The organism is Variovorax palleresanus (genome assembly GCF_051144945.1).
In the GTDB taxonomy this organism is placed as follows: domain Bacteria; phylum Pseudomonadota; class Gammaproteobacteria; order Burkholderiales; family Burkholderiaceae_C; genus Variovorax; species Variovorax paradoxus_S.
In genome coordinates this window covers 1,651,799-1,664,026 of record NZ_JBJNVP010000002.1, presented here as the reverse complement: position 1 = coordinate 1,664,026, position 12,228 = coordinate 1,651,799, and the positions used below count along the sequence as shown (strand labels likewise).

General features: G+C 67.2%; 13 protein-coding genes. 6 read left to right on the top strand and 7 right to left on the bottom strand.

Annotated features, from left to right (window positions below; genetic code table 11):
- Positions 1-20 precede the first annotated feature (20 nt).
- Together ACJ7Z0_RS11605 and ACJ7Z0_RS11600 are read left to right on the top strand one after the other, a co-directional pair.
- Entirely contained in the window at positions 21-1,352 is a 1,332-nt protein-coding gene (locus ACJ7Z0_RS11605) for a hypothetical protein (RefSeq protein ID WP_434789968.1), read from the top strand.
- The gene (locus ACJ7Z0_RS11600; RefSeq protein WP_434789967.1) at positions 1,340-4,750 is read left to right on the top strand and encodes an efflux transporter outer membrane subunit; all 3,411 of its coding nucleotides are present in this window, start codon (positions 1,340-1,342) and stop codon (positions 4,748-4,750) included. Before ACJ7Z0_RS11605 ends, ACJ7Z0_RS11600 begins: the two co-directional genes overlap by 13 nt.
- 44 nt (positions 4,751-4,794) lie before the next feature.
- Here the strand turns inward: ACJ7Z0_RS11600 and ACJ7Z0_RS11595 are convergent, their stop codons facing one another.
- On the bottom strand, positions 4,795-5,073 hold the full coding sequence (locus ACJ7Z0_RS11595; RefSeq protein WP_369654826.1) for an HU family DNA-binding protein: 279 nt from the start codon (positions 5,071-5,073) through the stop codon (positions 4,795-4,797).
- A 314-nt stretch (positions 5,074-5,387) separates the two neighbouring features.
- On the opposite strand from ACJ7Z0_RS11595, the gene ACJ7Z0_RS11590 reads away from it, so the two are divergent.
- Positions 5,388-5,534 (top strand): hypothetical protein, encoded by a 147-nt coding sequence (locus tag ACJ7Z0_RS11590; RefSeq protein ID WP_175543374.1) that lies wholly within the window; start codon positions 5,388-5,390, stop codon positions 5,532-5,534.
- 47 nt (positions 5,535-5,581) lie between these two features.
- On the top strand, positions 5,582-5,839 hold the full coding sequence (locus ACJ7Z0_RS11585; RefSeq protein WP_434789966.1) for a hypothetical protein: 258 nt from the start codon (positions 5,582-5,584) through the stop codon (positions 5,837-5,839).
- A gap of 7 nt (positions 5,840-5,846) precedes the next feature.
- Here the strand turns inward: ACJ7Z0_RS11585 and ACJ7Z0_RS11580 are convergent, their stop codons facing one another.
- The 5 genes from ACJ7Z0_RS11580 to ACJ7Z0_RS11560 form a co-directional block, all read right to left on the bottom strand.
- Complete coding sequence (locus tag ACJ7Z0_RS11580) at positions 5,847-7,856, bottom strand: AsmA family protein (RefSeq protein ID WP_434792653.1); 2,010 nt, start codon at positions 7,854-7,856, stop codon at positions 5,847-5,849.
- A gap of 129 nt (positions 7,857-7,985) precedes the next feature.
- Positions 7,986-8,432 carry a universal stress protein gene (locus tag ACJ7Z0_RS11575; protein ID WP_431128069.1) on the bottom strand — a complete coding sequence of 149 codons (447 nt, stop codon included), beginning with the start codon at positions 8,430-8,432 and terminating at the stop codon, positions 7,986-7,988.
- 115 nt (positions 8,433-8,547) lie between these two features.
- On the bottom strand, positions 8,548-9,240 hold the full coding sequence (locus ACJ7Z0_RS11570; RefSeq protein WP_434789965.1) for a response regulator: 693 nt from the start codon (positions 9,238-9,240) through the stop codon (positions 8,548-8,550).
- Complete coding sequence (locus ACJ7Z0_RS11565) at positions 9,237-10,229, bottom strand: ATP-binding protein (protein ID WP_434792652.1); 993 nt, start codon at positions 10,227-10,229, stop codon at positions 9,237-9,239. Before ACJ7Z0_RS11565 ends, ACJ7Z0_RS11570 begins: the two co-directional genes overlap by 4 nt.
- Entirely contained in the window at positions 10,229-10,819 is a 591-nt protein-coding gene (locus tag ACJ7Z0_RS11560) for a hypothetical protein (RefSeq protein ID WP_434789964.1), read from the bottom strand. The genes ACJ7Z0_RS11565 and ACJ7Z0_RS11560 overlap by 1 nt, the downstream gene beginning before the upstream one ends.
- A 290-nt stretch (positions 10,820-11,109) precedes the next feature.
- On the opposite strand from ACJ7Z0_RS11560, the gene ACJ7Z0_RS11555 reads away from it, so the two are divergent.
- The gene (locus tag ACJ7Z0_RS11555; RefSeq protein WP_434789963.1) at positions 11,110-11,247 is read left to right on the top strand and encodes a hypothetical protein; all 138 of its coding nucleotides are present in this window, start codon (positions 11,110-11,112) and stop codon (positions 11,245-11,247) included.
- 106 nt (positions 11,248-11,353) lie between these two features.
- The gene (locus ACJ7Z0_RS11550) at positions 11,354-11,584 is read left to right on the top strand and encodes a hypothetical protein (RefSeq protein ID WP_434789962.1); all 231 of its coding nucleotides are present in this window, start codon (positions 11,354-11,356) and stop codon (positions 11,582-11,584) included.
- Here the strand turns inward: ACJ7Z0_RS11550 and ACJ7Z0_RS11545 are convergent.
- Positions 11,545-12,225: a response regulator gene (locus tag ACJ7Z0_RS11545; RefSeq protein ID WP_434789961.1), complete on the bottom strand. Its 681-nt coding sequence runs from the start codon at positions 12,223-12,225 to the stop codon at positions 11,545-11,547. The two genes, ACJ7Z0_RS11550 and ACJ7Z0_RS11545, sit on opposite strands and share 40 nt — an antisense overlap.
- Positions 12,226-12,228: the final 3 nt, after the last annotated feature.

Genomic DNA, 12,228 nt, shown 5'->3' with positions numbered 1-12,228 from the left:
GCCCGCTTCGAAAGCAAACCATGCAGCTCTTCCCGTTCTCCCGGACTCTGGCGCATTGCGCCGTGGCATCGGCGGCCTTGGCGCTGCCGATGTCCGCGGCGTTGGCCCAGCAGCCGCGGCAGCCCGGCGGCGCGGCGCAGCAAGCGCTTGCGCGGCAGAGCTGCGAGGGGCTGCGGCGCGCCGTGGCGGAAGATCAGAAGGGCGCTGCTTCCGGGCCGCTGTTCCTCGCCAGCTACCGGCTGGCCGACGCGAAGCAGGGCACGCCGCTGGAGCCTGCGTTGGTGGGCGCGGCCTTCACCTACGACAACGCACTGGCGGGCATCGCGCTGCTGGCCTGCGGCGACGCCGCATCGGCCAAGCGCATCGGCGACGCCGTGGTGCGTGCGATGGAGCGCGATCCCAACACGGCCGATGGGCGTGTGCGCAACGCCTATCGCGCGGGTCCCATGACGGAGGACAAAGCCGCGCTGCCGGGGCGCTGGGACACGGCCAAGAACCAGTGGATCGCCGATGCCTATCAGGTGAGCACAGCCACGGGCAACGTGGCTTGGGCGGCCTTGCTGCTGCTGAACCTGAACGAGGCCGAACCATCGCCCGCGTATCTGGCAAATGCACGCAAGCTGCTCGGCTGGATCGAGCAGCGCACGCGCGCCAAAAACGCGCCCGACGGCTACAACGGCGGCTGGTATGGCTGGGACAACGCGCAGCGCGCGCAGACCTGGAAATCGACCGAGCACAACATCGACATCGCCATGACGGCCGCGTGGGCGGCGCGTGCAGCAGGCGGGCAGGCCGACGCGGAGCGGCAGCAGGCGCGCACCGCGCTCGAGTTTGTGCGCCGCATGTGGAGCCCGTCGGAGCAGCGCTTCTACATCGGCACCAAGGAAGACGGCGCCACCATCTCCACCGAGGGCTCTGGCCTGGACGCGCAGCTGTGGCCAATACTGGCCGCGCCCGAGGGCTCATGCGCCTGGACGCGCGGGCTCGATTGGGTGGAGAAGAACCATCGCTCCGGCGAGGGCTACGGCTTCTCGCGCAACCCTGACGGCATCTGGACCGAGGGCACCGCACAGGCCGCCGCAACCCTGGTGGCGCTCAAGGGCTCGGCGCCCGAAGCGTTGTGGCAACTGCTGGCGTCGCAGCGCGCCGGCAACGGCCTGTACTACGCAACGCCCAGTGCGCGCATCTCCACCGGCCTGGCCATTGGCCCGGACTCGGCGGGTGCCGACTTTTTCTACTACCGCTGGCCCCACCTCGGCGCCACCGCCTGGATCGCGCTGGCCGCGACGGGCTTCAACCCCTTTACCGGCAAGACCATTGCCGCAGGAGCTGCTTCACCATGTCCCACCTGATTGCCACACCGGAGTTCCAGCTCAACGCACTCGTTGCGGGGCTCGCACTTCTCTTGATGACATGGGGGCGGGTCCAGCACGCCTCCCATCGCATGCTGTTTGGCGGACTCACGGCGCTGCTGTTGATGCGGTATGCGGTGTGGCGCGTGGTCGCCACCATGCCGCCGTCTGACCTGGGCTTCGAAACCCTGTTTGCGTGGGTGTTCCTCGCGTTCGAGCTCACGGCCATCGTCTACACGCTGATGTCCATCCACATGCTGGTGCGGCGGCGCGACAACCATGCGCTGGCCGACCGCGGCGAAGCCGAGCTGCGGCGCCTTGGTGCCAAGGTGCCGGCGGTGGACGTCTTCATCTGCACCTACAACGAAGAGCTGGCCGTGCTGGAAAAAACCATCATCGCCGCACAGGCCATCGACTATCCGCAGGTGAAGGTCTGGGTGCTCGACGACACCCGGCGCGACTGGCTGCGCGACTATTGCGAGCGCAAGGGCGTGCACTATGCGCGGCGGCCCGACAACAGCCACGCCAAGGCGGGCAATCTCAACAACGGGCTGCGCATTTCGGCGGGCGTGACCAACGCGCCGTACATCCTGGTGCTCGATGCCGACTTTGCGCCGCAGCGGCAGATCATCTATCGCATGCTGGGCCTGTTCGCGGACCGCAAGGTGGGGCTGGTGCAGACGCCGCAGTTCTATTACAACGCCGACCCCATCCAGCACAACCTGCGCGCCACCGACAGCTGGGTCGACGAGCAGCGCGTGTTCTTCGACGTGCTGCAGCCGGCCAAGGATGCCGTGGACTCGGCCTTCTGCGTGGGCACCTCGTTCATCGTGCGGCGCGACCTGATCACCGCCGCGGGCGGCTTTCCGGTGGGCAGCGTGTGCGAAGACATCCACACCACCTACCTGCTGCTGCGCCATGGCCACGTTACGCGCTGGCTGGGCGAACGGCTGTCGAACGGCTTGTCGGCCGAGAGCATCATCGACTACATCAACCAGCGCAGCCGCTGGTGTCTGGGCACGGTGCAGCTCGCGCTCCTGCCCCAGGGGCCGCTGCGCGGCAAGGGCTACAGCCTCTCGGCGCGGATGCACTTCTTGCACGGCCTGCTGCACTGGCTCGGCAAGCCCTTCATGGCGCTGATCATGCTGGCGCCTGCGCTGTACTGGTATGCGGGCGTCTCGGTCTTCCATGCCTCGCCGCAGGCCTTTGCCGCCTACGGTTTGCCGCCGCTCGTGATGTTCTGGGCCTACAGCTACTGGATCAGCGAGCGGCGCTGCCTGCCCGTCTTCAGCGAGGTGAGCCAGCTGGTGGCGGCCATGGCTGTTACCAGCACGCTTGCAAGCGCGATGCTGCGGCCCTTCGGCCGGCCTTTCAAGGTGACGAACAAGGGGCTCGACCGCTCGAAGACGGTCGTGCACTGGAAGCTGGTCGCCATGTTCGGCGGGCTGCTGGTGGCGCTGCAGCTCGGCGGCGCATCGGTGGCCTTGAGCGGAGAGGCGCTCACGCCCGGCGACGAGCTCAACCTCGTGTGGACCGGTATCGCACTGCTGCTGTGCCTGGCCGCGCTCATGGCCTGTGTCGACTTGCCGCGGCCGGAGCAGGAAGAGCGCTTCCCCTGGCGCGCGCGCACCCGGGTGCGTACCGCGGCGGGTGAGGGCGAGGCACGCTTCGTCAACATCGCGGCGGACGGGGCCCTGGTGGAAGCCAAGGCGCCGCTGAAACGCATGCGCGTGGGGCAACCTCTGGAGGTGTATGTCGATACCGTGGGCTGGCTACCGGCGCGCCTTGCGCGCAAAAGCTCCGCGGGCGCCGAGCTGCGCTTCGACGCCACCTCGGAGGCCCAGCGCGAACAATTGGTGAGCCACGTGTTCACCGTGCCGCCAAGCCACGTCGCAGTCCAGGTGCGGCCATGGCGAGCCGCTTCGGCATTGCTCGAGAGCGCGGGGTTCGGCGCGCCTGGAGCGGGCTTCATGCGCCTCTTTCTGCGGCTGTTCCTGCTGGTGATCGCAACCTGCGTGGTGCTGGTGGTGAGCGGATGCAATCTCACGCCGCCGATGAAGCAGCCCGACCTCGCCGTGCCTACGCAATGGCCGGCCGGCACCACGGCGCCAAGCGCCGAGCCGGTGGACTGGCGCAGTTTCGTGCAGGACGAGGAACTGCGCGGGCTGATTGACACCGCCCTCAAGCAGAACCGCGACCTGCGCGTCTACGCTGCGAAGGCACGCGAGGCTCGAGCCGTGTATGCCGGAACCCGCGCCTCGCTGTTCCCGCAGATCGGGCTGTCGGGCCATGCCCAGCGCGCGCAGACCACGCCGCAGGGGTCGCTCAGCCCGATTGGCAACGTACCGACCAACGGGGGCGTGTCCAACAGCTTCGATGTGCAGGCCGGCGTGACCTCGTACGAGCTCGACTTCTTCGGCCGCCAGCAGAGCACGGCGCAGCAAGGCGGCGCCTTGGCCGAAGCAGGCGACAAGGATTACGCGGCCGCACGCATGAACCTGGTGGGCGAGGTGTCGAACGCATATCTCACGCTGCGCGCCGACCGGGCGTTGCTCGCGCTGGCGAATACCAACGAAGGCGGGCTCTCCTCCAACGCCGACATGATCGGCCGCGCCAAGGCGGCCGGCGGCGCCGCGCAGCTCGACGTCTATCGCGCGCAGTCGCTGTTGCAGAACGCGCGGGTGCGGCAAGAGGAATACCGCATGCGCGTCGCGCAGGATCTTCAGTGGTTGAACGTGCTGGTCGGCCAGCCGGTGCCGCCCGAGACGGGCAGCGCGCGGCCCTGGCCAGAGCGCTCGACGGCCCCTGTGACGGCGGGCCTGCCGTCCAGCCTGCTGCAGCGCCGCCCCGACCTGCTGGCCGCCTATGCGCGGGTCGAAGCTGCCAATTCGGGCGTGGGTGCGGCCAAGGCTGCGATGCTGCCGACCATCTCGCTCACGGCCCTGGCGGGCGGCATCAGCGGGGATTTGTCTTCGCTGCTCAGCAGCGGCAACAGGAGCTGGGCCGGCGTGCTTGGTGTGTCGCTGCCCCTGTTCGACTGGGGGCGCCGCTCGGCCAACATCACCGCCAACGAAGAGCGGCTTGCGGCCGCCATGTCGTCGTATGAATACGCGGCGCAAGTGGCTTTCCGGGAGACCGCCAATGCGCTGATTGCCGACGACCACCTGCGACCTCAGCTGGAGGCGCAGCAGACGCGCGTGCAGTCGCTTGAAAAAGTGGCCAGCATTTCCCGGACGCGCTTTCGCGGCGGCCTGGAAGACTACTTCTCGAGCCAGGATGCACAGCGCGAACTCTATGCCGAGCAGCAGCAGTTGATCGAACTGCAGCTCAAGCAGGCCGTGAACCTGGTCAACCTGTACAAGGCGCTCGGAGGCGGGTGGAGCAGCGCGCAGGGCTGAGTGCGTGCGCGCCGCCGGTCGGTGCAAATGCGAAGGGGGGAGAATCAGCCCGCGTTGACGGCGTCCTTCAGCGCCTTGCCCGCCGAGAACTTGGGACTCTTGCTTGCCTTGATGGTGATCGGCTGGCCGGTCGACGGGTTGCGGCCGGTGCGTTCGGCACGGCTTGCAACGGTGAAGGTGCCAAAGCCGATCAGTTGGACGGACTCGCCACGCACCAGGGCACGCGACAGGTGTTCGAGCGCGGAATCGAAAGCGCGGCCGGCGTCGGCCTTGCTGAGGTTCGTGTCTTCCGCGATGGCGGCAATGAGTTCGGTTTTGTTCAAAGCAGGAGTTCCTTTTCAGTAGAACGGTTGTGGAGTCTATCGGTGACAGCACGCGAGTTTGACGGAATGCGCCGCTTGATTTTCGAACGGGCCCGCGACGGATGTCGATGGTCGTTCGTTGAATTGCGGTCGCATCTTTGCAAGTGCGTGAAGTACTGGGCAGAGTTGCATCTTAGATATCCGTGCCGGCGAAAACCAAACCCGAGCGTGAAACAGTTCCTGGAAAAATGTTATGGCGCCCTCTATCTTGGCGCTTATGCGGACGGCCCCAGGCTGCTCGCGCCGTCGATTCACAATTTCAACAAGGAGCCCCCATGAAAAAAACCGCTGCCACCCTGATGTTTGCCTTTGCCGTCTCTTTGCTCATGAGCGGCTGCGTGGTTCCCGTCTACGAGGGAGGGGGCGCGCAAAAAGGTGGAAACTTCTGCCCGCCCGGACAAGCCAAGAAAGGCAATTGCTGAACGCGAACAGGCCTCCGCCATAAGCCGCCTGTCATCCCACGCGATCGATGGACAACCCCGAACCCCCCGCCTTTCGAATCCGGAACTGGCGGGGGACATTGATGGCCGCCCTGGTCGGCCTTTTGATCGCACTCGCAATGGCCATGAAATGGCTCGTCGAATTTCAGGTCGAGGCGGCAGAGGAACGCCGCTCGCTCGAGGCGATTGCACGCGCGGCGCAGATGCGCTGCTTCGAGCTCGCATCGCATCGCGCCGCCGAGGCGTGCCGGGCAGCTGTCGCGGCCAAGCGGGGATCCGCGCCCTGAGCCATAGTCATTGCTGACGCTGCTTCACCGGCCGGACGGCAGGTGCCTGCGGCTTCTTGCTTGCGGCAGCCTCCAGCGGGGCACATCCCGCGAACTCCTGCGTACCCACGTTCAACAACGGCAGCAGCGCGGCAGCCGGTGCCACCGCACCCAGCGCCACCGCGGCACCCAGCTTGAGTGCGACCGCGCCCTTGTCGACGCCGACATCCGGGTTCTTGAGGGTGCCCTTGACGTACAGCGGCGAGCGCAGCGAAAGAACGCGCAGTGCCTTGTTTCGCGGCTGGATCTCCAGCGCCAGTTGCTCGTTCGAGAGGTTGATGAGCCCGGTCACATTGATGATCGATTCATCGGTGTCCAGAACGAAGGAGCGGGTCTGCATCACGCCTTGCGTCACCTTGAAGTCGCTGGCCAGGCAGTTGAGCTGAACCTGCCTGTCGCCGAAGAGCTGGGTCGCGACCACGTTGCCGATGTTCAAGCCCATGGCTTCGAGCAGAAACTTGCTCATGGTGCCCTTGCTCACCAGCGCTTTCACCTCGCCATTGGAAGTGCCCAGCAGGGCTGCAATGGAGTTGCCGGAGGCGGACAACGCGGCGTCGCCGCCGACTTCGCCCAGGCTGGCGCGCATCGTGTCCAGGGTTGGAAAGAGCTCCTTGATTTTCAGCCGGCGTGCCGAGAGCTGAAGGTTCGCCCGGATCGGGTTCTGCCGGCCGTCCAGCCTGGCCGTCGCGGCCAGCGTGCCGCCCGCGACGCCAAAGCTGAGCGGCGTGAGCGAGAGCACGCTGTCCTCCAGATGCAGATCGGCCACCAGGCTCTCGATGGGCAGGTCCTTCGCATGCAGGATCTTGCGGCCCGCAAACTTCACGTCCGCGTCGATGCTGCCCCAGCTTGCCGTGTCGAACTTTTCCACCGGCAGCACCTTGTCCGCCGGCTGGACGGCAGGCGCACCCCGCTTGGCCTTGCTGGCGTTGGAGTCCGCGCCGATCAACGGCGCCAGGTCTTGCAGGCGCAGCTGGTTGGATTGCACCTGACCGCGCAGCAGCGGCCGCGGCTGCTGCGAGATGTATTCCAGCGTGCCCGCAATGTCGCTCGCACCCACGCTGCCCTTGAAGCCTTCGTAGAGCCAGCGGCCGCCGGCCTTGTCGAGCTTGCCGACCAGATGGCCTTCGGTGCTGAAAGGCGGCGTGTTGGGCAGGGTGATGCCGGTGATGGGGTACAGGTGCGCCATGCTGGCACCCGAGAGCTTGAGCCGCAGGTCCAGCGCCGCCAGCGCGTCGGGTTTGGTCAGCGTGCCGACGACGTCGATGCGGGTGGCGCCGATCTGCACGCCGGCTTGCAGCGGGTAGGGCTTGTTGTCCTGCTGCAGCGAAAGCACTGCGCCGGCCTGGCCGCTTCCGCGCACCTGGGTTTGCCGGAAGGTGCCACCGAGCTTCCAGCCGATGCCGTAGCCCTCGGCGCTTTCTTTCGGCAGGCTGTCGATGTCGACCTTCAGGTCGAGCTTTGCCGTGGCATCCACGAGCTTGACCGTGCCATGGCTCAGCACCAGCCGCTGCAGCTCGAGCTTCCAGACCGATGGGGCCGTGGTGGTGCCGGATGCCAGCGTCCAGTTGTTCTTGCCGTCGGCGGTGCGTTCGAGCGAAAGCACGGGGCCGTCGAGTTCCAGCGTCGGAATCCGGATCGTGCGGTTCAGCAAATGCACCGGGTTGAGGGAGAAGGTCAGCTGCTTGATCTCGGCCAGGTGCGGGCCGGTCTTGCCCCATTCGGCATTGCCCAGCGTGATGTCTTGTGCCTTCAACCGGGGCCAGGGCACCCAGCGCCGCCAGCCGGTTTCGGCCTCGGGGCTGCCCCACTGCAGAACCAGGTCGCCCTGGATCGCGAACGGGCGGCCGGTCGCTTCGCTGACGCGTTGGCTGATCCAGGGCCTGGCGCGATTCCAGTCGAAGCTCAGGGCAACCGCGACGCAGATGGCCACCAGGACCGACAAGATCAGCAGGGTCCAGCCCGCGAGGCGGGGGAACATCGATTTCATTCAGACTCCCTTGGGACGGCCTTTGCGTGATGCAGCAATGCCGTGGACTTTACCTTCCACGGTTGTGCAGAGGCCGCAGATGGAGTCAAAGGGGCGCTTTTTCCCGCCTACACCGTGCGGTTATCGCAGCACGAGCACCGGAATGTGCGAGTGCGTCAGCACATGCAGCGTCTCACTGCCCATCAGCAGCCGCGCAAAACTGCGCCGGCCATGGGAGGCCATCACGATCAGGTCGCACTGCTGGTTCTTTGCGGTCGCGATGATGGCCTCGGCCACCTGGTTCGACTTCATGACGATGGCCTGCGTGCTGCGGACTCCCTTGGCGGTTGCGGCGCTCTGGACCGCATCGACGAGGCGCTGGCCGGTCTGGTTGGCCTGCTCTTGCGAGGCTTCGATTTCGCGCTGGTTCAGCATCATCGAGCCTTCGAAATAGCCGTAGGGCTGGACGTGCACGACGTTGACGCTCACCAGTTCGGCCCGGGTCAGCACGGCAAGGTCGATGGCGGTTGCAACCGCCTGCTCGGAGAGCGAAGAGCCATCGGTGGCGACGAGGATGCGCTTGTACATGGCCAACTCCTTGGCCCCCGGCACTGCGGGTGCCTTCGCACTTCAGTCTAGGCACGGAGCGTCTCACCTTCAAGCAAAGCAGCTTGGCTGCGGCCTCTAATCGCAGCAAGACCGCTCAGCCCTGCGCTGGCGCCTCCCACGCAAACCCCACGCCGTAGACCGAGCGGATCCAGTCGTGCGACGGCGTGACGGCACCGAGCTTGCGCCGCAGGTTCTTGACGTGGCTGTCGATGGCGCGTTCCGTCACGTCCATGGTGTCGTCGTAGGCCAGCTCCAGCAGGCGCGCGCGCGAGAAGATGCGGCCGGGGTGCCGCGACAGCACCTGGAGCAATCCGAACTCGCGGCGCGTGAGGTTGAGCGGCGTTCCCTCCAGCGAGGCGCGCCAGTGCACGTCGTCGAGCACGAGGCCTGGTGTGCCTTGCCGGGCCTGGCCGCGGTCATCGGGCGGCAGGGTGCGCCGCAGCACGGCGCGCACGCGCGCCACCAGTTCGCGCGGGGAGAAGGGCTTGCACACATAGTCGTCGGCGCCAAGCTCCAGCCCGAGCAGGCGGTCGACTTCCTCGATGCGCGCGGTGAGCATGATGATCGGATGGCTGGTGTGCTCGCGCGCGCGGCGCAGCACCTCGATGCCGTCGAGCCGGGGCAGCATGATGTCGAGCAGCGTGAGGTCGGGTGGCGAGGCGATGAGGTGCTCGAGCGCGCTCTGGCCGTCGGCGAAATGCTCGGTTTCGTAGCCGGCGTGGCGCAGGTAGTCCTGCACCACCGAGGCGATGTCGAGCTCGTCCTCGACGATGACGATGCGGGTCATGGCGAAGTGCTCCTTGCAAGCGGAAGCGTGAGGGTCACGCAGAGGCCACCCAGGTCGGACGCCTGGGCATCGATGGTGCCGCCGTGGGCCTCGATGGCCGCGCGGCAGATCGAAAGGCCGAGCCCGGAGCCGCCAAGCTCGCGGCTGCGCGACGATTCCCCGCGAAACAACCGGTCGAACAGGCGCGGCATTTCCGCCTCGGGAACGCCCGGCGCGCTGTCGTCGAAATGCAGCGTAAGGCGGTTGCCCGACCAGGCGCCATCGACCGTGACGCCGATGCGCATCCGGCCGCCGGCGTCGGTGTAGGCCAGCGTGTTTTCCAGCAGGTTCATGAACACCTGGTGCAGCCGGTGCGCGTCGCCGTCGATCATCGGCTGCGCCCACGCCGAGACCAGGTCGATCGCGCTGCGGTCCACCGCAATGCCGCGTGCGGCGAAGCGGTCGCGCGTGTGGTCGAGTGCTTCCTTCAGCAGCGAAAGTGGAAACACCGCCGTCGTGAGCAAGTCGCTTTGCGGCTCGCGCATGCTGCTGCGCAGGTCGTCCACCAGCTGGCCGAGCCGGATCACCTGCCGATGGAGCCGCAGCGCGGTGCGCTCGTCGAAGGTGCGCACGCCGTCCTGCAGGGCCTCGATTTCGGCGCGCATGGCAGCCAGCGGGGTGCGCAGCTCGTGCGCCGCGTCGGCCAGCCAGGCGCGGCGCGACGCTTCGACCGTGTCCAGGCGCTGCGCCATGTCGTTGAAGGTCTTGCCGAGCAGCGCGAGTTCGTCCGAACCCTGCACGGCCACGCGCGTGGACAGCCGCCCGCGCGCAACATCCTGCGCCGCCTGCGTGAGGTCGTCGATGGGCCGGAACCAGCGGCGTGCCAGCAGCCACGACAGCAACAAGGCAAACACCAGCCCGCACAGCCCGGTGAGGCCGATCACGCCCGACTGGCGCGCGAGAAAGGCGCGGTCGGCCTCGCTCTCCAGGCCCTGCACCGGCGCGAGCATCAGATAGCCGACGACCGACCTGCCGTGCCGCAGCGGCAGGCGCGCGGCATTCTCCTGGTCGACCTTCGCCCCGACCACGTGCGCACCCTGCGCGTCGACCACGGCCAGGCGCTGGTAGATCGAATCGGCGGCTTCGCGCGGATCGGGAAAAGACCATGGCGGCGGCAGCGGCACGAACCGCTTGGGCAGCAGGTCGAGTTGGGGCGATGGCGGAGGAGGGGGCGGGCGGGAGCCGTTCTCTGGGCTGCCCTCGGGGCCGTTGCCGCCCGGCCCGCGGTTTTCGTACCAGGGGGAAGCTTTCGTTCGTCGGGGCTGCTGGCACCATCGAGCACGGCCGCGAGCCGGCCCATCTGCAGGCGGTGCCAGGCATCGTCGTTGTCGCGCAGCTTCTTCCAGTCGCCGTTGGCGGCGTAGTGCTTCAGCAGCAGTTGGGAGAGCCAGTCCATGCGGCGGATCTCGATCTCTGCCACGTAGGAGCCGAGGCCTCGCTGCAGTGCAACGATGGAAAGGCCCGCGAAGCTGAGCAGCAGAACGATCAGCAGGGCGGCCAGCGCCAGGAAGATTTTCCTGGAAAGCGTCAGACGCGGCATGGGCTCGGGAGATGCATGGCCGCATTCTGCGGCATGCGTTCGGGGCTGAAGGGCGTCATGGGGAAACCGCCGATCTTGATTTTGAATTGCGGAGAAATATGGGAGAACGCTTCTCCCATATTTCTCCCGAATCGAATCGCACGATGCACGCCATGAATCCGCGCATGCATCGACGCCCGAACAAGACTTTCCAAGCCCTTGTGGCCTCCGTGCTCGCATGGGCCGGGCCGGCCCATTGCGCGCCATCGGCTTCCGCGTGGTCCTGGTCGGAAGTCTGGTCCGACCCGGGCATGGACACACTGCTGTTTGCGCTGACCGCCCTTTTCTGGCTGGTGACCCACGTGTGGGCGCTGGTGGTCGTCTGGGCCGAAGCGCGTGCCACCCGCTCGGCCGCGGCCGGCACCGCGGCAAAGAAGGAGACGCCATGACGCAGGTGAGAAAGCCGCGGTTCATCGGAGAGGGGGCCAATGTGCCCCGCCGCGCGTGAGCGCCGTGTGGCTCTCTCGCACCGAGGCGCTGCAGGACAACGGGCCCATGTTCATTCAGCGTGCCGCAGGCTTTCTGCTTTCGTGCGGCCTGATGGCCGGTGCTGTGCTGGCCGCGCGCGACGGCTGCCCGGAGGACGACAAAGGCAACGCGGGGAACTCTGCGCTGTCGACCCTTGCACCGATCATGGCCACCGGTGGCCGGGATTCCCGGCCGCCGAAGCCCGCATGCAAAGGGCCTCAGGCCGACCGTTCCTCGAAGACGAAGCCGACGCCGTAGATCGAGCGGATCCAGTCGTGCGAAGGTGACGCGGCGGCGAGCTTCTTGCGCAGGTTCTTGATGTGCCCGTCGACCGCGCGTTCGTTGACGTCGAGTGCGTCGGAGAATGCGGCTTCGAGCAGCGCCGAGCGCGGGAACACCCGGCCCGGCTCCCGGGAAAGCGTCTGCAACAGGCGCAGCTCGCGGCCTGTGAGCACAGCCGGCCGGCCCTCGATCTGTACGCGGCCCGGCGCGTCCCCGAACGCCACCGAAGGCGACGGCGTGGCCAGTCGCCGCCGCTGCGCATGTCGGCGCAGGACGGTGTTCACGCGCGCCACCACCTCCCGGGGCGAAAAAGGCTTGCACACGTAGTCGTCGGCACCGAGGTCGAGCCCGCGCAGCATGTCCGCTTCGCGGGTGCGCGCGGTCAGCACGATGATCGGATGGTCGCTGTGCGAGCGCACTTCCTCGAGCACCCGCAAGCCGTCGATGCGCGGCAGCGCCGTGTCGAGCAGCGTGAGCGCGGGCGGCGACGTGAGGATGCGGTCGAGTGCGGCAACACCGTCGTCGATGTGCTCGACATGATGGCCGGCGCGCTGCAGGCCTTCGAGCAGCAATGAGGCCATGTCGCGGCCTTTTTCAACCAGCAGGATGCGGCTCATGGA